19 protein-coding genes are annotated in these 21,371 nt (G+C 67.7%); 12 read left to right on the top strand and 7 right to left on the bottom strand.

Going from position 1 to position 21,371, the window contains the following annotated elements; translation table 11 throughout:
- Window positions 1-17: 17 nt before the first annotated feature.
- The 3 genes from GDIA_RS16575 (at window position 18) to fusA (ending at window position 3,073) form a co-directional block, all read left to right on the top strand.
- A complete protein-coding gene (locus GDIA_RS16575) occupies window positions 18-311 on the top strand; it encodes a hypothetical protein (RefSeq protein ID WP_012554873.1) in 294 nt (97 codons plus the stop codon).
- A 166-nt stretch (window positions 312-477) separates the two neighbouring features.
- The gene (rpmB, locus tag GDIA_RS16580) at window positions 478-780 is read left to right on the top strand and encodes a 50S ribosomal protein L28 (RefSeq protein WP_012227397.1); all 303 of its coding nucleotides are present in this window, start codon (window positions 478-480) and stop codon (window positions 778-780) included.
- A gap of 205 nt (window positions 781-985) precedes the next feature.
- Window positions 986-3,073: an elongation factor G gene (fusA, locus tag GDIA_RS16585; RefSeq protein ID WP_012554874.1), complete on the top strand. Its 2,088-nt coding sequence runs from the start codon at window positions 986-988 to the stop codon at window positions 3,071-3,073.
- A gap of 77 nt (window positions 3,074-3,150) precedes the next feature.
- Here the strand turns inward: fusA and GDIA_RS16590 are convergent, their stop codons facing one another.
- From GDIA_RS16590 to GDIA_RS16600, 3 genes are read right to left on the bottom strand one after another with little or no spacing between them, the layout of a single operon-like run.
- On the bottom strand, window positions 3,151-4,785 hold the full coding sequence (locus GDIA_RS16590) for a S10 family peptidase (protein WP_012554875.1): 1,635 nt from the start codon (window positions 4,783-4,785) through the stop codon (window positions 3,151-3,153).
- 60 nt (window positions 4,786-4,845) lie between these two features.
- Window positions 4,846-5,694 carry an MBL fold metallo-hydrolase gene (locus tag GDIA_RS16595; RefSeq protein ID WP_012227390.1) on the bottom strand — a complete coding sequence of 283 codons (849 nt, stop codon included), beginning with the start codon at window positions 5,692-5,694 and terminating at the stop codon, window positions 4,846-4,848.
- Between the two features lie 38 nt (window positions 5,695-5,732).
- Entirely contained in the window at window positions 5,733-8,546 is a 2,814-nt protein-coding gene (locus GDIA_RS16600; protein ID WP_012554876.1) for a phosphoenolpyruvate carboxylase, read from the bottom strand.
- A gap of 222 nt (window positions 8,547-8,768) precedes the next feature.
- Between GDIA_RS16600 and GDIA_RS16605 the strand changes: the two genes are divergently transcribed.
- From GDIA_RS16605 to GDIA_RS16645, 9 genes are all read left to right on the top strand, one after another.
- Entirely contained in the window at window positions 8,769-10,082 is a 1,314-nt protein-coding gene (locus GDIA_RS16605; RefSeq protein ID WP_012554877.1) for a DUF445 domain-containing protein, read from the top strand.
- Between the two features lie 220 nt (window positions 10,083-10,302).
- Entirely contained in the window at window positions 10,303-10,788 is a 486-nt protein-coding gene (locus GDIA_RS16610; RefSeq protein WP_012227385.1) for an SUF system Fe-S cluster assembly regulator, read from the top strand.
- Window positions 10,789-10,802: 14 nt separating this feature from the next.
- The gene (gene sufB, locus GDIA_RS16615) at window positions 10,803-12,293 is read left to right on the top strand and encodes a Fe-S cluster assembly protein SufB (RefSeq protein ID WP_012554878.1); all 1,491 of its coding nucleotides are present in this window, start codon (window positions 10,803-10,805) and stop codon (window positions 12,291-12,293) included.
- Window positions 12,294-12,299: 6 nt separating this feature from the next.
- A complete protein-coding gene (gene sufC / locus GDIA_RS16620) occupies window positions 12,300-13,082 on the top strand; it encodes a Fe-S cluster assembly ATPase SufC (protein WP_173363384.1) in 783 nt (260 codons plus the stop codon).
- A complete protein-coding gene (gene sufD / locus GDIA_RS16625) occupies window positions 13,079-14,371 on the top strand; it encodes a Fe-S cluster assembly protein SufD (RefSeq protein ID WP_012554880.1) in 1,293 nt (430 codons plus the stop codon). The genes sufC and sufD overlap by 4 nt, the downstream gene beginning before the upstream one ends.
- Window position 14,372: 1 nt before the next feature.
- Window positions 14,373-15,620: a cysteine desulfurase gene (locus tag GDIA_RS16630; RefSeq protein ID WP_012227377.1), complete on the top strand. Its 1,248-nt coding sequence runs from the start codon at window positions 14,373-14,375 to the stop codon at window positions 15,618-15,620.
- A gap of 20 nt (window positions 15,621-15,640) precedes the next feature.
- A complete protein-coding gene (gene sufU, locus GDIA_RS16635; RefSeq protein ID WP_012227375.1) occupies window positions 15,641-16,066 on the top strand; it encodes a Fe-S cluster assembly sulfur transfer protein SufU in 426 nt (141 codons plus the stop codon).
- Window positions 16,067-16,101: 35 nt separating this feature from the next.
- Entirely contained in the window at window positions 16,102-16,536 is a 435-nt protein-coding gene (locus GDIA_RS16640; protein WP_041249851.1) for an SUF system Fe-S cluster assembly protein, read from the top strand.
- A 20-nt stretch (window positions 16,537-16,556) separates the two neighbouring features.
- Window positions 16,557-16,937 (top strand): HesB/IscA family protein, encoded by a 381-nt coding sequence (locus GDIA_RS16645; RefSeq protein ID WP_012227370.1) that lies wholly within the window; start codon window positions 16,557-16,559, stop codon window positions 16,935-16,937.
- A 113-nt stretch (window positions 16,938-17,050) separates the two neighbouring features.
- Here GDIA_RS16645 and GDIA_RS16650 read toward each other — a convergent pair whose 3' ends face one another.
- The 4 genes from GDIA_RS16650 to GDIA_RS16665 form a co-directional block, all read right to left on the bottom strand.
- Window positions 17,051-17,839 (bottom strand): class I SAM-dependent methyltransferase, encoded by a 789-nt coding sequence (locus tag GDIA_RS16650; RefSeq protein WP_012227368.1) that lies wholly within the window; start codon window positions 17,837-17,839, stop codon window positions 17,051-17,053.
- Window positions 17,840-17,902: 63 nt separating this feature from the next.
- Window positions 17,903-18,127: a hypothetical protein gene (locus tag GDIA_RS16655; protein WP_012554882.1), complete on the bottom strand. Its 225-nt coding sequence runs from the start codon at window positions 18,125-18,127 to the stop codon at window positions 17,903-17,905.
- A 160-nt stretch (window positions 18,128-18,287) separates the two neighbouring features.
- On the bottom strand, window positions 18,288-19,568 hold the full coding sequence (locus tag GDIA_RS16660; protein WP_012227364.1) for a class I SAM-dependent RNA methyltransferase: 1,281 nt from the start codon (window positions 19,566-19,568) through the stop codon (window positions 18,288-18,290).
- Between the two features lie 46 nt (window positions 19,569-19,614).
- Window positions 19,615-21,282, bottom strand: a complete 1,668-nt coding sequence (locus tag GDIA_RS16665) for a DEAD/DEAH box helicase (RefSeq protein WP_012554883.1) — start codon at window positions 21,280-21,282, stop codon at window positions 19,615-19,617.
- Window positions 21,283-21,371: the final 89 nt, after the last annotated feature.

Genomic DNA, 21,371 nt, shown 5'->3' on the forward strand with positions numbered 1-21,371 from the left:
ACGAGGGAGAGCGTGAGATGACCGAGACACAGGGCCCCACCCCGGGTGAAGACCCCACCCTGGGCCAGGACGGATCGGTGCCCGAGGAACTGAGCCATTGCGGCGCGGTGGTCGACAAGGCCATCGAATACATGCTGGGCGAGAATCTGCCGCCCATCGCCATCGCCTCCGCCCTGCTGGGTGGCTCGCTGGGCCTGCTGGCCCGGACGATGAACCAGGCCACGATGCTGGCCATGCTGGAAAACGCCATGCACAGCGTCCGCTCGGGCGACCTGCATCCCGACCGCGACGCGGTGTCCCGGCCCGAATAGCGCAGGGCGGCCGGGGGGCGGCAAGGGGAGGGTGAATCGGGCGAAAATGCCTCGAATCGTTCCTTTCGGCTTGACGGACCCCGCTACCTTGGCCATAAGCCGCGCCTAATCTTGACGATCGTTGCCGGGCATCTTGCCTCGGCCCCAGTTATCCGAGGATGATACCATGTCTCGCCGTTGCCAGATCACGGGCAAGGGCGTGCTGACGGGAAATAACGTCAGCCACGCCAACAACAAGAGCCGCCGCCGTTTCCTGCCCAACCTGCAGGAAACGTCCCTGCTGTCCGATATCCTGGGCAGCGCCGTGCGTCTGCGCCTCAGCACCAACGGCATCCGCACGGTCGAGCATAACGGTGGTCTGGACGCGTTCCTGCTGTCGACCCCGAACCGCAAGCTGCCGACCGAGGCCCAGGCCCTGAAGCGCCGCATCCTGCGCGCCAAGGAAAAGAAGGCCGAAGCCACGGCGTAAGGTTCCGGCATCGGGCCCGGCGCGACTTTTCGGTCGAACCGGGCTTGCATGTTCCAGGCGCCTGACGCATGTCAGGCCCAACTGTCTATTTCGCCGGTCTGCATCTTCCGGAACCCCGGTTTCGGGGCGGGGGCAGCTTCCGGCTCCGGCAGGCGCGAGGGGAAGGGTTCCGTTCGCGCCTGAATTGTTTTGTGGAGGTTCCCCCGTGTCCGAAAAGTCCGATCTTTCGCTGATTCGCAATATCGGCATCACCGCGCACATCGATGCCGGCAAGACCACGACCACCGAGCGGATTCTGTATTACACCGGCGTCTCTCACAAGATCGGTGAGGTCCATGAGGGCAACACCACGACCGACTACATGGACCAGGAACGCGAGCGTGGCATCACGATCACCTCGGCCGCCGTCACCTGCGAATGGAATGGTCGCCGCATCAACATCATCGACACCCCTGGCCACATCGATTTCAACATCGAGGTGAACCGCAGCCTGCGCGTGCTCGACGGCGCGGTGTTCATCATCGAGGGCGTGGCCGGCGTGCAGCCGCAGTCCGAGACCAACTGGCGCCTGGCGGACCGCTACAACGTTCCGCGCATCATCTTCATCAACAAGCTGGACCGCACCGGCGCCGACTTCTACCGCGCGTTCGACACGCTGAAGGAGAAGCTGGACATCGTCGCGATTCCGCTCCAGCTGCCGATCGGGGCCGAGGAAAACTTCGTCGGCGTGGTCGACCTGGTCGAGATGAAGGCCATTGTCTGGGAAGGCGGTGAGCTGGGCGCGAAGTACCATGACGAGGAAATCCCGGCCGACCTGCTGGAAAAGGCCAAGGAAGCCCGTCAGGAACTGCTCGACACCGCCCTGTCCGTCGACGAGAAGGCGATGGAGGAGTATTTCGAGAACGGCGACGTCGATGTCGCGACCCTGAAGCGCTGCATCAAGAAGGGCACGATCTCGGGTGAGTTCCGTCCCGTCCTGTGCGGCACGGCCTTCAAGAACAAGGGCGTGCAGCCGCTGCTGGACGCGGTCATCGACTTCCTGCCGGCGCCTGACGATGTCGAGGGCATCCGCATCGCGCCGCCCGAGGACGAAGAGGTCGACGAGAACAAGCTGCCGATCATCCCGGTCGATCCGGACGGCAAGTTCGCCGGCCTGGCGTTCAAGATCATCAACGACAAGTACGGCACCCTGACCTTCGTGCGCGTCTATCGCGGCGTGCTGCGTTCGGGCGATTCGGTCCTGAACACCACGAAGGGCCACAAGGAGCGTATCGGCCGCATCTTCCAGATGCACGCCGACAAGCGCCAGGAAGTGAAGGAAGTCCACGCCGGCGACATCGCCGCGTTCGTGGGCCTGAAGGACACGCAGACCGGTGACACGCTGGCCGATGCCGCCGATCCGGTGGTGCTGGAGCGTATGAGCTTCCCGGTGCCGGTCATCGACATCTCGGTCGAGCCGAAGACCAAGGACGGCGTCGAGAAGATGACGCTGGCGCTGCAGAAGCTGGCGGGTGAAGACCCCTCGCTGCGCCTGAAGACGGACCAGGAAACCGGCCAGACCATCCTGTCGGGCATGGGCGAGTTGCACCTGGACATCATCATCGACCGCCTGCGCCGCGAATACGGCGTGGATGCGAACATCGGCGCGCCGCAGGTGGCCTATCGCGAGACGATCACCCAGCCGCATGTCGAGACCTACACCCACAAGAAGCAGTCGGGTGGTTCGGGCCAGTTCGCCGAAGTGAAGATCGAGTTCGCGCCGCTGGAGCGGAACGAGGAGATCAAGTTCGAGAACAAGGTCGTCGGCGGCACCGTGCCGAAGGAATACATTCCGGCGGTCGAAAAGGGCATCCGCATGCAGGCCTCGACGGGCGTGCTGGCCGGCTTCCCGACCGTGGACTTCAAGTACACGCTGCTGGACGGCAAGTACCATGACGTCGACTCCTCGGCGCTGGCGTTCGAAATCGCCGCCAAGGCCTGCTTCCGTGAAGGCATGAAGAAGGCCGGCCCGGTGATCCTGGAGCCGATCATGGATGTCGAGGTCACGACGCCGAACGACCATGTCGGCGACGTGGTGGGCGACCTGAACCGTCGCCGCGGCATGATCCAGAACCAGGAAAGCTCGGGCTCGACCGTCATGGTCCGCGCGCAGGTGCCGCTGAAGGAAATGTTCGGCTACATCTCGCACCTGCGTTCGATCACGAAGGGCCGTGCGTCCTTCACGATGCAGTTCCATCACTACGACCCGGTGCCGCGCAACGTGGCCGAAGAGATCATGGCCAAGTCGGCCTGATCCCGACCGGATCGCAACGAAAGAAGCCGGCCCCTCGCGGGGCCGGCTTTTTTTATGGAGAAACGACCGGGTCTTCCTTATTGCGGCCCGGCCTGGTTGTCCGTGCGCCGGATGAAATCCGCGATATTGTCATGCAGTTGCGTCAGGGACGGCACGTTGGCATAGACCATGTGCCCGGACTGATATTGCTGGAATTCGATGTTCTTCTGCAGCGCTGCCGGGACCGGCAGATGCTGCATTTCGTAGATCCCCTCGTAATACGGGGTGGCGAGGTCGAAATATCCGGCGTTCAGCATGATCTTCAGCGTCGGATTGGTCTTCAGCGCCTGTGCCAGGTCCGGCATGACGTTGGCGGGCCCGTCCGAGGCCGGGGTGTCGGGGCCGCCGGGGGCATGGTGGAAATCCCAGTGCGGGATGGCGATTTCCGCCCGGTAGGCCAGCCCATCGCCATAATTCAGGACCTTGCGCACATAGTCGTTGAACAGCGACACGTACGCCGAACTGATCGAGGTCGATTGCGGATCATACCCGGCCTCCTGGCTCAGCGGGTCCAGGCTGGGGCCCGAGAAGCGGGTATCCAGCCGCCCGGTGGTCGTGTCGCTGTCCGATTGCAGGGTCTTGGAAAACTCGCCGCCGTCGATCCGCAGGTCGGCCCGGCGGATATAATCGGCGGGCAGGCCGGTATAGGCATGCAGCCGGTCGATGATGCGCGCGCGCTCGGCCTGCGGCAGCGCCGCGCCCTGCTGCAGGGCCACCAGATAGTCCGTGCTGGCGAAATGCTCGACCTCGGCCAGGAAGGCCTTCAGGTCGGCGGGTTGCTGCGGCAGCTTGTGATGGTACCACGCCGTGGCGGCATAGGTCGGCAGGGCGAGGACGAAGGGTTCGTCCTCGCCGGGATTCAGCGTCGGCTGGTCGACGCTGTTGTCGTAGCTGAGGATCTGCGACAGCAGGATCACGCCGTTGAAATCGATGTTTTCCTGGTTCTGCAGATCGTTGATCAACACGGCGGACCGCATGGTGCCGTAGCTTTCGCCGAACAGGTATTTGGGCGAATTGTAGCGGCCGAATTTCGCCAGGAACTGGGTGACGAAGCTGGTGAAGGCCTGTGCGTCCTCATCCACGCCCCAGAACTGCTTTTCCTTGTCCTTGCCGGTGATCCGGCCGAAGCCGGTGCCGGGCGCGTCGATGAAGACCAGGTCGGTCGCGTCCAGCAGGCTCTGCGGATTGTCGATCAGCCGGTAGGGGCTGGCGGGGGTATGGGTATCGTCGGCGGTCACCACCCGGCGCGGACCGAACGCGCCCATGTGCAGCCACACCGAGGACGATCCCGGCCCGCCGTTGAAGACGAAGGTGATGGGCCGGGATTCGGGCCGGGCATCCTTGCGGAAATAGGCGACATAGAACATCGACGCCGTGGCGTCGGGGTTGCCGTCGGTGGTGTGGACGTCGCTGCCCGGGGTCTCCTGATGGACGATATCGTCCGAATCGTCCCATTTCTGCGGATGTACCAGCAGGGTGCCCGCCACGGCCTGATAGGCGATGGTCTTGCCGCCGATCGTCACGGTTCCGCTGCTGGTCCGCTCCACCGCCGGCGCGGCATGGGCGGGGGCGTGGACGGCATGGGGCGCATCGGCGCGGTCATCGGCCCGGGCGGGCATCTGGCCCAGGCATAGCAGCGAGGCCGATAGCAAAAGCGACAGGCGTGTCTTCAACTCTCTCTCCGAACAGGATCGTCCGGCACGCAGGGGCCGGAGAGGGGGGGAATACCGGGCTTATGCCGGATGGGGGCTGCCCGCGCGGCCGGGGCGGCCGGGGGCGACGCGCCAGCCATCATGCCCGTGAACCGCGTGCCCGTCCTCCCGCAATTTTTCCAGATGCGCCAGCAGGTTCATCTCCGCCGCGCGATGCAGGGCCGGGGGCACGGCGCGATAGACGCGGCGCATCATGTCCTCCAGCGTGGCCGGGACGGCATCCAGGGCCGCCAGGATGGTGGCCTCGCGCGTCAGGCGATGGTCGATCAGGGCCCGGATGCAGGCGGCGGGGGCGGTGATCGAGGGCCCATGGGCAGGCAGCAGCAGGCGCGCGTCCAGCGCATCGATTCGCGCCAGCCCGTCGAGGAACTGGCGGACCGAACCCTGCGGGGCCGGGGGGACCATCGTCGTGGACCAGCCCATGATGTGGTCCCCGGTGAACACGATGCCGTCCGCCGTGACGAAGCAGAGATGGTCGGTGGCGTGACCGGGGGTATGCACGGCCGTCAGGCCGGCGATGGCGGAGCCGTCATCCAGTGCGATATCGGGGGTGAAATCGGCGACGGCGCTGTGGCGAAAGCCGCAGACCGGCGCGCCTGTCGCGGCCCCCAGGGGGCGCGCGCCCGTCAGATGATCGCGATGCGTATGGGTCAGCAGGATATGCGTGACGGGACCCGCCGCCGCGCGAATGGCGTGCAGGTGGGCGGGATCGTCCGATCCGGGATCGATGATCGCGGTGCCCCCGGGATGATCGACCAGCCAGCAATTGGTGCCGTTCCCGGTCATCGCTCCGGGATTGGGGGCGACGATCCGCCGGATGCCGGGTGCGGCCGCCAGCGGCTGCCCGACCGGCGGCGCGGCCTCGCGCACCTGCCAGGTCCGGCGGGTGCGGCGTTCGGGCGAAGCGTTCAGCCGAAGGCCCCGACATGGTGCATGATCGCCGTGCCGGTTTCACGGACCAGATTGAACAGGTGCAGCATCGGCTCGAAAATCTCGGCGTGCTCGCGGATATAGGCCCCTTCGTTCCGTGGGCCGTGGTCCTCGTGATAATCCAGGTCCAGTCCGCCGCCGGTGACCGAGGGGAAGATATAGTCCAGCTCCCGCAGCGCGGCGGGAATTTCCAGGCACAGCACCCGCGTCGTCAGTTCGTCGCGCGAAAAGGCGTTGCGCGGCGAAAAGTAGGGAATGCGGGTGGATAGCAGCCAGATCCGCTCGATGGTGGCGATGCGGATCGCGTGCAGCAGCTTTTCCTCGGCCCCCATGGCGGGGGCCTGTTGCCAGGCGCGGCGCAGCGCCAGGTGGTCCGACTGGATGCGGCGGAACATGGCCTGGGTGCTGGCCCAGAAATTCAGCCGCTCCAGCCCGTGCATCAGCGCCAGGTAGGCATCGCGCCGCGCGGGGTCGGACTCGGCGGTGGCGCGGTCCAGCCACATGTCGGGGTCCAGCATGTAGACCACGGCGCGCAGTACCGTATCGTCGGAATGCGCCAGCGCATGCGATGCGAAATCCAGCGCCCGGCGGAAGCGCGGGCTGCGGCTGAGGAATTCCTCGAACGTCTCGGGGTGGCGGGCGGCGGCCGTGCCCAGCCCCTGGATGGTGTTCGCGCACCAGCCCAGTTGCTGCAGGATGGCGTTGTTGGGAATGGCGCGGAGCTGGCTGGGGTGGGTGATGCGGCTGGCGGCGGCGCCGGAATCGCTCTGCCGGGCCGATGGGCGGGACCCCGTCTTGTCGATCAGCGACGGGCCGAAGGCGCCCAGCAGCGCGGCATAGCCCGGATCTTCGACCAGTCCGGCCATGCCGGCCCCGATGGTCGAGAAGAAATCGGCCGAAAAATCGGGCTGGTCATAGACCGGGTCGCGATCGACCACGGTATGCGCGAAGACATGCGACGCGATGATGCTGATGGTCGCGTCGGCCAGCGCCTGGGTGCCGAACAGCAGATAGCCGTCACCGCCCTGGAAGGCCGTTTCCTCGCGGATGCGCAGGCCGGCATCGGCGAAGACGGCGCGGGCGTGCAGCGGCGACAGGTAATCCAGCCGGTCGGACAGGCGGAACGGATGCGCGCCGCGCCCGATGCTCTCGCCATGGGTGTCGAACAGGATGACCTCGACATCCGTCAGGTTCCAGCGCCGCAGCAATTCGCAGATCTTCAGCCGCAGCCGCTCGATCAGGTAGGTCGCGGCCAGCTGCCCGACATAGCGGCCGGAATCGGAATAGCCGAATTGCAGGCTCAGCTTGCCGGTGCGGCGCAGATACTCGCGCCAGTGCGGGGAATGCAGCGCTTCCTCGACGATATGGGCGCCGTTCTCCAGCGCCTCCTGCGTCTCGAACAGCGGCGAGATCTCGACATGTTCCTCGATGCCGAAGGTCCGGGCCAGCCACAGGGCGGCCAGCAGCGTATAGCCGCTCTCGGTCTCGGCGATCAGGAAACGGACCGGGCTCTCGCGGTCGATGTGGCGCACGATCTGGCGCACCGTCATCATCAGGCGCGCGGCCGTCGCCTGTTCGACCAGCAGCGATCCGAAATCGATGTTGACCGGCTGGACGTGGTCCAGTGCCTCGTTGATGCGGCTGAGCAGCGCGCGGCGCTGCGACGGGATCTCGGGACTGTCGTCGATGCCCAGGCGCTGGCGCGCGACGTTGTGGATCTGCGTCGAATTCAGCCGGACATGGGTGTGGGCTGCGGCCATGCCGTGGGCCATCAGGCCGGCCCGGGCGATGGCCAGGGCCATCCGGTCGTCCGGCGGCGCGGTGTCGATGGCTTCCTGGAACGAGGACGCCAGTTCGCTGGCGCCCATGATCGCGTCCTCGCGCCGGCCGATCAGCACGGCGGCGAATGCGGCGACGGAATCGGGGCCGGGCGCCGCGCCCACGGGGCAGGCCTCGATCTGGTCCGTGACCGCGTCCAGCGCGCGGGCCACGCGTTCATGCAGCCCGTCGGCCACCGGGCGCAGCGGGGTGATCTGGTCGCGCAGCCGTTCAAGCTGCAGGCGCTTCATGCGCAGCCGCAGGCGGATCGTGTCCCACCAGCCGATATCGGTCCGCCCGTCCGTGTCGTACCCGACCCAGGTGGTCAGGATCACGGGTCGGGGGCTCAGCACCGACCATTCGTGGGGCCAGCGGGTGCGGGCCTCGGCCAGCAGGATTCCGGTCAGCCGGTCCAGCGCGTTGCGCCCGCGCACGATCGCGGCCGAGGCCAGGGCGAATTCTTCCTCCAGCGTCGGCGGGGCGGGGCGGCGGTGGGTGGCCAGGGCCGGCACCGTGCCGGTACGCCCGTCATCGGACGATGCCAGCGTCGCCAGCACGTCATAGACGGGGTTGGCCAGGGCGAAGGTCGGATGGGCGGTGAACACGGCCGCGAAGCGGCTGCGTTCCAGGTTCTTGCGGAAATGCCCGAAATTCGGCGGGGTGCCGTCCGGTCCGGGTTCGCTGGCGACGGTCTGCGCCACGCCGCGCATCCGCCCGGCGATGGCGGCGTCATCCGTGCCCCCGACATAGGCATGCAGCCGCGCCGCCCGGTCGCGGAACGCCGTGTCGCGCAACTGGCGCACCACCTGTTCCAGCGTGTCGGTGGTCAGGGTGCCGGCCGTCAGCTGGCGGCCGATTCGGCGCGCCAGGGCGATGATGGGATTGCCCGATGACGAGTTCTCGTGATCCGCGACAGCTTGCCGCGTAAGGTCGAGCAGCATCTCTGCCGCATCGCGGGTGGGGGTATCGGTCATCGCGGGGCCCAATCATCCATTCCGTGCGTGGCGGCAAGGTTCCATGTTCGCGTTCCCATCGCAATGTCTGCCGGGGCAACTTCACGCCGAATTTCGCCGAAACCGGGGCTGTCGGTCCCCCGGGCGGCCCCCCGGGCGGCCTTCGCGGGCAGCATCAATGTGACCGGTGGCCGGCGTGGGGGGTGCTTGGGTCGGCGCGCGGGGGGTGGTATCCACGGAGGGATGAACACGATCCCCACTGCGGAGAACACGCTGTCCGAAGCGGACAGGGCAGCCTGGCTGAATCTGCGGCGCTACCGTCGCGCGGCCACGGGACTGCTGGCGGGGATGGGCGTGCTGACCGCCGCGGGATACGCGGCGCCGGCCGCGGGCCTGGTGGGGGACGGGCTGTGGCTGGATGTCCTGCGGTCCGGCGCCAAGGCCGGGGTGGTGGGCGGGCTGGCCGACTGGTTTGCCGTCACCGCGCTGTTCCGCCATCCGCTGGGCCTGCCGATTCCCCATACCGCCATCCTGCCGGCCCAGAAGGCCCGGCTGGGCGAGGCGCTGGGCCGTTTTGTCGCCACCCATGTCTTTACCGAGGACGACGTCAACGCGGCGCTGGACCGGATCGACCTGCCGGAAATCGTGGCCGGCCTGCTGGACGACCCCGCGACGGCGGAGACCGTCAGCCGCATGCTGGCCGGCGCGGCCCCCGGGGTGATGAACCGGCTGGAGGACGGCCGTGCCGGATCGGCCATGGGGCGGATCATGCCCATGATCCTGGGCGGCGAGGACGTGGCCCCCATCGTGGCGCGGACCCTGCGCGCGCTGGTCGAGGGCGACCGCCACCAGGAAGTCCTGTCCTTCCTGCTGGCCCGGCTGAAGGACGGGCTGAAGGCCAAGGAGGCATCGCTGCGCGCGATGATCGAGGACCGCGTGCGCGAGCAGGGCGGCCGCGTCCTGGGCTGGGCCATCGGCGGGTCGATCGCGACCAAGGTCCTGGTCGCGGTGAACCAGGAACTGGACCGTGTCGATCCCCAGAACTCGGAACTGCGCGAGAGCTTCACGAACTGGGTCCGTGGCGAGATCGACCGGATCGAGACCGATCCCGAACGCCGCCGGGACATCACCGGCGCGATCATGGGCGTGGTGACCCATGACAGTATCCGGGGCTGGAGCGGCGATGTCTGGCGGCGGATGCGCGTGATGATCGAGGCCGACATGCGCCGCCCCGACGGATGGTCCGCGTCGATCGTCCAGGACACGCTGCTGCGCCTGGCCGACCAGATGCGCACCGATGCGGCATTGCGCGAGCGGATGGTCGGCACCGCGCGGCGCATGATCCTGGGCAGCCTGCCGTTCCTGCGCGAACGCCTGTCGCGCTTCATCGCCTCGGTGGTGGCGGGATGGGATGCCGACCTGCTGTCGTCGCGCCTGGAATTACGGGTCGGCAAGGACCTGCAGTTCGTCAGGCTGAACGGCACGCTGGTCGGTTTCCTGGCCGGGGCGGGCCTGTCGCTGCTGCTGCAACTGCTCTTCGGCCGGGGCGCCGGCTGACGCTCCGCGGGGCGATATCCCTTATCGCCAAAAGGTGATCTCGGCATCGCCGGCCCGCATCGTACGGCCGGTGGCGCGGCCAAAGGGGTGCTGAACTGCGCCGATTGCACTTGACGCTGGCGTCGCGGCGAAGCATCTGGGTAAATCAGGACTGATTTGGTCCGTTATGTCTCTGGCGTACAGGCCGGGGGCGCACAGGCCGGGTAGGAAAGGGGCGCGGATGCTGAAGCTGTCGAAGCTGACCGACTATGCCGTCGTGGCCCTGGTCCGTCTGGCGCAGGAGGACGAGGTGATGACCTCGCCCGCGCTGTCGCAGGCGACGGGTATTCCCGAACCGACCGTGGCCAAGGTGCTGAAGATCCTGGCGGTCCATGACCTGGTGGTATCCCTGCGCGGCGCGCGGGGGGGATACCGGCTGGCCCGTCCGTTGAACGATATTTCCGTGGCGCGGGTCATTACCGCCGTGGACGGGCCGATTTCGCTGACGGCATGCGTGGATGGCGGCGGGTGCGACACGCGCCCGTTCTGCGGCGTGTGCGGGCAATGGGATGCGGTCAACGATGCGATCCGCGGGGCCCTGTCCGCGATCACGCTGGCCGACATGCGCGCGCACGGCCAGGGTGTCCAGGGCCCATGCGTCGAAGGGCAGGGGGGCCGTCACGGGCTCCAGGATACATCCGGCGCCGGCCCGGCCGTCGCGGTCTGAGGGAGAGGAAAGAGATGCCAGCGGTTGCCGAAACCCGCGATACGGTCGAAGGCCTGGGTCAATCCACCTATAAATGGGGGTTCGAGACCGAGATCGAGATGGATCTGGCCCCCAAGGGCCTGACCGAGGACACGATCCGCCTGATCTCGCACCGCAAGCAGGAGCCCGAGTGGCTGCTGGAATGGCGGCTGAAGGCGTTCCAGGCCTGGCAGGCGATGCCCGAGCCGACCTGGGCGAAGGTCAGCCATCCGCCGATCGATTTCCAGGACGCGCATTACTATGCCGCGCCGAAGAAGAAGACCGGCCCGAAATCGCTGGACGAGGTCGATCCCGAACTGCTGCGCACCTACGAGAAGCTGGGCATCCCGCTGCACGAGCAGGCGCTGCTGGCCGGCGTCGAGGTGCCCGAGGGGCAGGAGGCACGCGCCCCCGTCGCCGTCGATGCCGTGTTCGACAGCGTCTCGGTCGTCACCACGTTCCGCGAGACCCTCGCCAAGGCCGGCGTCATCTTCTGCCCGATCTCCGAGGCGGTGCGCGAGCATCCCGACCTGGTGCGCCGCTACCTGGGCAGCGTGGTGCCGGTGGCCGACAATTTCTATGCCGCGCTGAATTCCGCCGTCTTCACCGACGGATCGTTCGTCTACGTGCCCAGGGGCGTGCGCTGCCCGATGGAACTGTCGACCTATTTCCGCATCAATGCGCGCAATACCGGCCAGTTCGAACGTACGCTGATCGTGGTCGAGGACGGAGCCTCGGTCTCGTACCTGGAAGGCTGCACCGCGCCGATGCGCGACGAGAACCAGCTGCACGCGGCGGTGGTCGAACTGGTGGCGATGGACGATGCGTCGATCAAATATTCGACCGTCCAGAATTGGTATCCGGGCGACGAGAACGGGCGGGGCGGGATCTATAATTTCGTCACCAAGCGCGGCGCCTGCCGGGGCGCGCGGTCCAAGATTTCCTGGACCCAGGTCGAAACCGGCTCGGCCATCACCTGGAAATATCCGTCGTGCATCCTGCAGGGCGACGGCGCGGTGGGCGAGTTCTACTCGGTCGCGGTGACCAACAACCACCAGCAGGCCGATACCGGGACCAAGATGATCCATATCGGGCGGAACACCCGTTCGACGATCATCGCCAAGACCATCAGCGCCGGCCATTCCGACAGCACCTATCGCGGCCTGGTGCGGATGATGCCCAAGGCGTCGGGGTCGCGGAACTTCACCCAGTGCGACAGCCTGCTGATCGGCGACCAATGCGGGGCGCACACCGTGCCCTACATCGAAAGCCGCAACATGTCGGCGAAGATCGAGCACGAGGCGACGACGTCCAAGATCTCGGAAGACCAGCTGTTCTATTGCCGCCAGCGCGGCCTGTCCGAGGAGGACGCGGTGGGGCTGATCGTCAACGGGTTCTGCAAGGACGTGCTGAAGGAACTGCCGATGGAATTCGCGGTCGAGGCCCAGAAATTGCTGCAGATCAGCCTGGAAGGCAGCGTCGGCTGAACGGAGATGAGTGACGTGAGCAACGAGTTTGTACGGATCGCCGGCCTGTGCGCCAGAATTTCGGATGGCGGAGTGGAGAAGGAAATCCTGCGCGGCGTCGATCTCGACATCCCCGCGGGCGAGGTCCACGCGATCATGGGGCCCAACGGGTCGGGCAAGTCCACGCTGTCCTACGTCCTGGCCGGGCGAGAGGATTACGAGGTGACGGCCGGCACCGCGACCTTCAAGGGCCAGGACCTGCTGGCGCTGGACCCCGAGGCGCGCGCGGCGCTGGGCCTGTTCCTGGCCTTCCAGGCGCCGGTCGAACTGCCCGGCGTGAACAACGCGAATTTCCTGCGCACGGCGGTCAACGCGGTGCGCCGCGCCCGGGGCCAGGACGAACTGGACGCGGTGGCCTTCCTGAAGGCGGTGCGCAAGGAAACCAAGCATCTGTCGATGTCCGACGACATGCTGAAGCGCAACGTGAATGTGGGCTTTTCGGGCGGCGAGAAGAAGCGCAACGAAGTGCTGCAGATGCGCATGCTGCAGCCCTCCTTCGCCATTCTGGACGAAACCGACAGCGGACTGGACATCGATGCGCTGCGCATCGTGGCCGAAGGCGTCAATTCGCTGCGCGCGCCCGATTTCTCGGCCCTGGTCATCACCCATCACCAGCGCCTGCTGGACTATATCGTCCCGGACCGCATCCATGTGATGGCGCGCGGGCGCATCATCCACAGCGGCGGTCCCGAACTGGCGAAGCAACTCGAGGCCCAGGGCTATGCCCGCTTCCTGGCGGAGGCCGCGTGAACGCGGTCGCCGAGAACGCGGTCGCCCGGGGGGGCAGGACCGCCGGCGCCAGCGCCGCGTCCTTCCTGGCCCGGTATGACGGGCAGGCGGGCGCGAACCCGTCGCGCGACCGCGCCGCCGCGCTGCTGCGGGCTTCGGGCCTGCCGCGCACCGGGGTCGAGGCCTGGAAATACACCTCGCTGCGGGCCCTGGCCGACATTCCCTTCGCCGCCGCGCCGGCCCGGCCCGACATGGCGGCGGTCCACGCCATCGTGGCCGAGGCCGAGCGGGAGTTCGCCCTGGATGCGGACCTGCCGCGCGCCGTCGTGGTCGATGGCCGGTTCGATGCCGCGCTGTCGCGCCTGCCCGACGGCGTGACGGTCACGCGCCTGACCGCGCGGGACGAATTGCCGCCGTACGACGATGTCGCGACGGCGCTGAACACGCTGCTGGCCGATGACGGGCTGGTGCTGCATGTGGGGCCGGGCGTCGATGCCGGGCGGATGCTGCTGCTGTCGGTGACGGTGGCGGACTCCGCGCCGCTGTCCGTCCATCCCCGGCACCGTATCGTGCTGGACCAGGGCGCGCGCCTGTCTGTGCTGGACCTCGCGGTCGGGCGCGGGGCCTACCTGCACAACCCGGTCTTCGACATCACGGTCGCGGATAATGCCGCCCTGATCCATGCCAAGCTGCAGGCCGAGGACCCGGCGGCGCAGCACCTGGCCGTCATCCACGCCGAAGTCGGCGCGGGCGCCAGCTATGACAGTTTCACCCTGACCCTGGGCGCTTCGCTGGCGCGGCACGAGGTCCACGCCCGGCTGGCGGCCGAAGGCGGGATCGTGCACGTGAACGGCGCGCAACTGCTGGACGGGCGGCAGGTGGCCGACCTGACCAGCGTCATCACCCATGCGGCGCCGGCGTGCAATTCGCGCCAGACGGTGAAGAATGTGCTGTCGGGCCATGCGCGCGGGGTATTCCAGGGCAAGATCCTGGTGGAACGCATTGCGCAGAAGACCGACGGCTACCAGATGAATCAGGCGCTGCTGCTGTCCGATACCGCCGAGATCGACGCCAAGCCGGAACTGGAAATCTATGCCGACGACGTGCGCTGCAGCCACGGTGCGACCGTGGGGGCGCTGGACCCGGATCAATTGTTCTATCTCCGCAGCCGCGGCGTGGCCGAGCATGAAGCCCGCGCCATCCTGGTCAAGGCCTTCCTGCACGATGCGGTCGAATTGATCGGGGACGAGAGCCTGCGCGCGGTGCTGGATCGCGCGGTCGAATCCTGGTGGAACCGGAAGGACGCGTAACATGGATGTCTCGCCCGCCGTCATGCCCGACCCGATCGACGCCCTGCGCGCCCGCCGCGACGATTTCCCGATCCTGAACGAGAGGGTGCACGGCAAGCCGCTGGTCTTCCTGGACAGCGCGGCCTCGGCCCAGAAGCCGCTTCCGGTCATCGAGGCGATGGCGGAGACGATGCGTACCCAGTACGCCAACATCCATCGCGGCCTGCACTGGATGAGCGAGCGGACCACCGACGCGTACGAGGGCGTGCGCGACCAGGTCGCCGGCCTGATCGGTGCGGCGCGCGAGGAAATCATCTTCACGCGCAACAGCACCGAGGCGATCAACCTGGTCGCCCATTCCTTCGGCAGCCTGATGCGTCCGGGCCAGGCGGTCGTGATCTCGGAAATGGAGCATCACGCCAACCTGGTGCCCTGGCAGATGCTGCGCGACCGCGCGGGCATCGAACTGCGCGTGGCGCCGATCAGCGATTCCGGCGACCTGGAACTGGATGCCCTGGCGCGGCTGCTGGATGACGGCAAGGTGGCGCTGGTGGCCGTCACCCACATGTCCAACGTGCTGGGCACCATCACCCCGGCGCGCAAGATCGCGGACATCGCGCATGCCGCCGGTGCGCGGGTGCTGTTCGACGGCAGCCAGATGGTGGTCCATCACCGGGTGGACGTGCGGGCGATCGACGCCGATTTCTACACCTTCACCGGGCACAAGCTGTACGGCCCCACGGGCATCGGCGTGCTGTGGGGGCGGCGCGAACTGCTGGAGGAAATGCCGCCCTTCCTGGGCGGGGGCGACATGATTTCCTCCGTCCGGTTCGAGGGATCGAGCTGGGCGACCGTGCCCCACAAGTTCGAGGCCGGCACGCCCGCCATTATCGAGACCATCGGGCTGGGGGCCGCCATCTCCTACGTCGAATCGGTGGGATATGACGCCATCGCGGCGCATGAATCCGCGCTGCTGGACCATGCGCTGCGGCGGCTGGGCGAGGTGCCCGGCCTGCACGTGGTGGGGTCGCCGGTCGAACGCGGCGGCGTGATCTCGTTCACCATGGACGACGTGCATCCGCATGACATCGCCACCCTGCTGGACCGGAACGGCATCGCGATCCGGGCCGGCCATCATTGCGCGGAACCGCTGATGCGGCGCCTGGGGCTGTCCGCCACCGCGCGGGCCAGCTTCGGCCTCTATACGACGCGCGAGGAGGTGGACGCTCTGGCCAGGACGCTGGAGCAGATCCGCTCCTTCTTCCTGTAAGGCGCGGGGGGAAGAGGACGATGGACCAGGACGGGCTCTACCAGCGGCAGGTGATCGAGCGGGCCCGCGCGCCCGTTCATGCCGGCCCGCTGGACGGGGCGACCCATCAGGGCGAGGGCACGAATCCGATGTGCGGCGACCGGGTGCGGCTGGGTGTGACGCTGGACGCGGCGGGCCGGGTCGTGATGGTCCGGCATCAGACACGGGGATGCGCCATCTGCGTCGCCTCGGCCGATATGATGGCCGACCTGGCGCCGGGGCGCAGCGTCGCGGAACTGGGGGTTCTGTCCCGCGCCTTCACCGACATGCTGCGGACCGGGGGCGACGCGCCGAACCCCGAACTGGCGACTTTCGCCGGCCTGCACCGGCACCGCTCGCGAATCCGCTGCGCCACATTGCCGTGGTCGGCGCTGGATGACGCGTTGAACGAGTCGAAGGAGGGATGAGGCGGATGAACGCACAACCCGAGAAGACGGAAGCGATGGACGAACCCGCGACCAGACCGGCGGAAGAGGCATTTTCGTTCGCTCCCCCCGCGACGGCCGAGGGGGGATCGGTCGAAAGCTGGACGCCGGACGACATGCCGGCCGCCGACGCGCGGACGGAATCGGATGCCCCGGACGAGGATTCGGTGATCGCCGCGATCGCCAGCGTCTACGATCCGGAAATTCCCGTGAATATCTACGAACTGGGCCTGATCTACGCCATCGACCTGCACCGCGACGGTGCCGTGCATATCGAGATGACGCTGACGGCCCCGAATTGCCCCAGCGCCCAGGAACTGCCGGCCCAGGTGCAGGAAGCCGTGCGCGCCGTCGCGGGCGTGACCAGCGCCGATGTCGAAATCGTCTGGGACCCGCCATGGGACATGTCGCGCATGAGCGACGATGCCCGCCTGGCCCTGAACATGTTCTGATCATTCCCAGGAGGACGCCTATGACCCTTCCGACCGAACACACGGCCACGCCCTCGCGCCCCGCGCGGCCCCTGCCACCGCTGATGGCGCTGACCGACCGGGCGGCCGACCGGCTGCGCGTGCTGTACGAAACCGCGCATGCCGGCCAGAAGCTGCGCATCGCGGTCTCGACCAAGGGCTGCTCGGGCCACGCCTACGACATGAACTTCGTCGATGCCGCCGGCCCCGGGGACGAGGTCGTGACCGACAAGGGCGTGACCGTGCTGGTGGACCGCAAGGCGACGCTGTTCCTGATCGGCACGACGATGGATTACGAGACCAGACAGCTCGAATCCGGCTTCACCTTCAGCAATCCCAACGAAAAGGGACGCTGCGGCTGCGGCGAGAGCTTCCACGTCTGATCCCGGGTCCCCGAGAGTCAGCGGAAAGAGCCCGGCCTGGCGGGCCTGCTGCAGGTCCGGCGCGCCTGCCAGGTCCAGCAGCAGATTCGGTCCCCTCCTGTTCTTCTTGAGGATCAGGGCTTGCGGAATTTCAGCACGACCTGGTCGGTATGGCCGCGAATCGACGGGTCGAAGACCGTGAGGGTGTGGGAATCCGCGGGATTGGCCAGCAGCTTGCTCTCGCCCTCGAACTGGAAGCCGGCGGCCTCGACCTGCTGGCGGATGATGGCGGGGTCGATCCGATGCAGCTTGCGGACCGCGTCCGGCGTCATGCCGGGATTGGCGACATGATCCACCACCATGAAGGTCCCGCCCCGCCGGAGTGACGCGAAAACCGCCTTGTCGAGGGCGAGCGCCGCATCCGGTCCGGCGCCGTAATAGACGTCGTGATAATTCTGCGATGTCCAGGCGAGATCGAGGGGCTTGGGAAACGAAAGCGCATCCAGCTTCTGGACCAGTGCGGTGACGTTGCCGAAGGATGCATCGGCGGCAATCGCCTTGACCGCGTCCGCCGCCCTGGGATTCTGCGCCAGGCGCGCGGCCGGGACCACCGCCCAGACATGGCCGCCCGCGCCGACCAGATTGCTGAAGATCCGCGTGAAATAGCCCTGGCCCGGCATGATGTCCGCGACGTTCATCCCGCGCCTGACGCCGGCGAAAGCCAGCAGGCTGGCGGGCTTGCGGTTTGCGTCCGCCGCACGGTCCGCCTCCGGCCGGTCGCGGTTGCTCAGCGCCGCGGCAATGCGAACCCCCTCGCCGTGACGGAGGGCGGGCGCGGCAAGCTGGGCCGAGGCGGGCATGATCGCCGTGCCGCTGAATAGTCCGACAAGGCCGAAAATAATGAAGAACCTGCGTGTGGTCATGAGTCCACTTTCCTAAGATGTCGGACTCGGAGCGTAACAGGAATTGCAGTGGAATGTGACCGATCAATGGATCGTGTCGCTTTTCCAGCGGGACGTTCTCAGCAGCACGGTGGCCCGGTTCCTGACCCGGAGCCAGAATTCGGCCTCGTCGGTCAGGTTGTCCTCCACGCACCGGCTGATATGGCGTCGGATCGTGCCGATGGCCACCGCGCCGTAAATCCGGATCAGGGCCGTCGCGACACTGGACGCGGTTGTTTCGGCTTCATCCGGTTCATCCTTGCTCGCCATACCCGCCCCGATCGCTTCCGATGGACGTTCGATACCAGCGTGACGGGCACAGCCCGGTTTCGTCAGCGGCAGGCTCTCCGGCCGGACAGACCGTCTTGATGCAGAACAGCAGGTCAAGCCTAGCGCAAGGCAGGCCCTGTCGTCACCCAAAGCGCCGTGATTACCGCGTCCGGCGGCGGGGGGCGGGTGGGGCGGTGAAGACGCAGACGGCTTCGACCTCGGTCGACCACAGGAACTGGTCGATGATCGTCACGCCGTCCAGGCGATAGCCCGCCGCCTGCAGTCCGGCGGCGTCGCGGCCCAGCGCCTGCGGATTGCAACTGACATAGACGATTCGCTCCGGCCGGCCGGCGACGATCTCGGCCATCTGCGCCCCGGCCCCGGTATAAGGCGGGTCCAGCACCACCGCCCGCGCGTCGGCAATCTGGCGCGCCATCACCGGCTGGCGGTTCAGGTCGCGCTGTTCGGCGACCACGCGCGTGCCCGTCGTGGCGCGGCGCAGGGTCGCGACCGCGTCGGGCTGTCCCTCGAACGCCAGGGTGCGCACGTGCTGCCCCAGCGCGAAGGACAGCGTGCCGCACCCGGCATAGAGTTCGATCACCGTATCCTTCCGCACCAGTCGGCGCGGTAGGCCGGCCAGTACGGCGGCGATGATCGCGGCCTCGCCCTCGCGCGTCGGCTGCAGGAACGCGCCGGGCGGCGGCATGGTGGCGACGCCGGACAGTTCATGCCGAACCGACGCGGTCTGGGCGGCGGTTTCCGGCACGTCCGTCGTGCCCGCACGGCGCCAGGCGATGCGGGGAATCCGGTGGTCGCGGGCAAAGGACGCCAGCTTGGCACGGTCCGCCGCTTCCAGCGGGCCGTCGGTCGCCAGCAGCAGGTCGGGGCCTGAATCCAGCATGTTGATCAGGGCGTCACCGTCGCGCCGCAGGGCCCCCAGCGACTGCATCACGGCACGCAGGGCCGGGAGCAGGGCGAACAGCGCCGGTTCCAGGACCGGGCAGGCGGTCAGGTCCACCACGTCGCCGCGCCGGGCATGCAGCCCGATGCATACGCCCTCCGGCCGGCGCCGGACCGCCAGGTCGATCCGCCGGCGCGATCCGGGCGGGCTCTGGACCGTTCCGGTGATCGCGGGGGCGGCGAATCCGGCGCGCTCCAGCGCATGGACGACCAGCCCGGCCTTCCAGTCCAGCGCGGCGGCCAGCGACAGATGCTGGATCGCGCATCCGCCGCAGGTTCCGAACAGCGGGCAGGGCGGCGTCACCCGGTCCGGGCTGGGCCGCAGGATGGATGTCAGGTGGGCGGTGCGTTCGTCCACCCGGTCGGCCAGGACATGCTCGCCCGGCAGCGCGCCGGGGATGAACAGGCGGTCGCCTTCGGCGGTGCGGGCAATGCCGTCCCCGTCCGTGCCCAGAAGGGCGATATCGGCTTCGATCGTCATGTCATCCAGGCGAATGGGGTTTCGAAGGGCAGGGCCCCGGCCTTTCTCAGGCCGTCTCGTCGATCACCTCATCGACACCGGGCACGATGGCGGGGCCCCGCCGGGGCAGCGTCATGAAGGCGGGGACGTCGTCGCCGAACCCGATGACCGTCCCGTTCTGGCCGGATATCCCGTCCTCGGCATGCCGGTCGCGATCGCGGTCCCGCTGGCGGTTCGGGCCGGACCGGCGCGGCGACGCCGCCTCGGCGGGGACGGCCGCGGGGGACGGGGGCGGAACGGGGGCGGAAACGGGCTGGGGGGGCGCGACGGGTTCGGCCTTGTCCTCGACCGGCGTGGCGTCGTTCCGGGCGCGGTCGGGCTTGCCGCCCCGCCGGTCCGGGGCCTTGCCCTTGCCGCGACCACGGCCACGCCCGCCACGGGTGCCCGATTCCTCGGACCATTCCAATTGGGTCACGCCTTCGACCTCCAGCCGGGGAATCGCATGGCCGATCAGCGTTTCGATGGCCTCGGCCAGCGCGCGGTCATACGGGGTCGCCAGGCTGTAGGCATGGCCGGATCGCCCGGCGCGGCCGGTACGGCCGATCCGGTGGACGTAATCCTCGGCATGGAACGGCAGGTCGAAATTGAAGACATGCGACAGGCCGCCGATATCGATGCCGCGCGCGGCCACGTCCGAACAGACCAGGATCTTCAGTTCGCCGGACTTGAAACGCTCCAGGGTCGCGAAACGGACCGACTGCGGCAGGTCGCCATGCAGCGCCCCGGCCGAGAAATCATGCTTCACCAGCGATTTGTACAGGACATCGACATCGCGCTTGCGGTTGCAGAACACGATGGCGTTCTGCACCGCGTCGTCGCGCAGCATGCGGCGCAGCACCCGCCGCTTGTCGGCCTCGTCGACGACGACCAGCCCGGTCTCGATGGTGGTGGCGACCGAGGACGGGCGGCTGACGGTGATTTCCTTGGGGTTCTGCAGGAACATGTCCGCCAGGCGGCGGATCTCCGGCGCCATGGTGGCCGAGAAGAACAGCGTCTGCCGCACGGGCGACAGCATGGCGACAATCTTCTCGATATCCGGGATGAACCCCATGTCCAGCATGCGGTCGGCCTCGTCGATCACCAGCAGGCGCGTCTGCGTCAGCAGCAGGCCGCCGCGCTCGAACAGGTCGATCAGCCGGCCCGGAGTCGCGATCAGCACGTCGACGCCGCGATTCAGCACGTCCTTTTGCTCGGCCATGCTCTCGCCGCCGATCAGCAACGCGTGATTCAGCTTCAGATACTTGCCGTAATTGACGAAATTCTCGGCCACCTGCAGCGCCAGCTCGCGCGTCGGCTCCAGGATCAGCGATCGCGGCATGCGCGCCCGCGCCCGTGATCCGGACAGGATTTCCAGCATCGGCAGGGTGAAGGACGCGGTCTTGCCTGTCCCGGTCTGGGCCACGCCCAGCACGTCGCGCCCCATCAGCACATAAGGAATGGCCTGCGCCTGGATCGGCGTGGGATGGCGGTATCCCATGTCGTCGATCGCGCGCTGGATCGGGTCGGACAGCCCCAGGTCGGAAAAGAGCGGTTGCGGGGCGGCGGACTCCCCGGCATCCGGAACAGGCGATTCGTCGGCGGGCGACTCTGCGTCCGTGGCGGACGGAACGAGGGCGACGGGATGGGCTTCGGCTTCTTGCGCGGCCGAAGGGGAGGCATTCGTCTTGGCGCTCAAAATTCTCTCGAACGTGTCAGTGGTGTGGTCCCGTTCGTTCCGCCACGATGCGGTTCGGCAGGCATTTCGGCCTGTTTTTCCTGCAACGA

This window comes from Gluconacetobacter diazotrophicus PA1 5 (assembly GCF_000021325.1).
In the GTDB taxonomy this organism is placed as follows: domain Bacteria; phylum Pseudomonadota; class Alphaproteobacteria; order Acetobacterales; family Acetobacteraceae; genus Gluconacetobacter; species Gluconacetobacter diazotrophicus.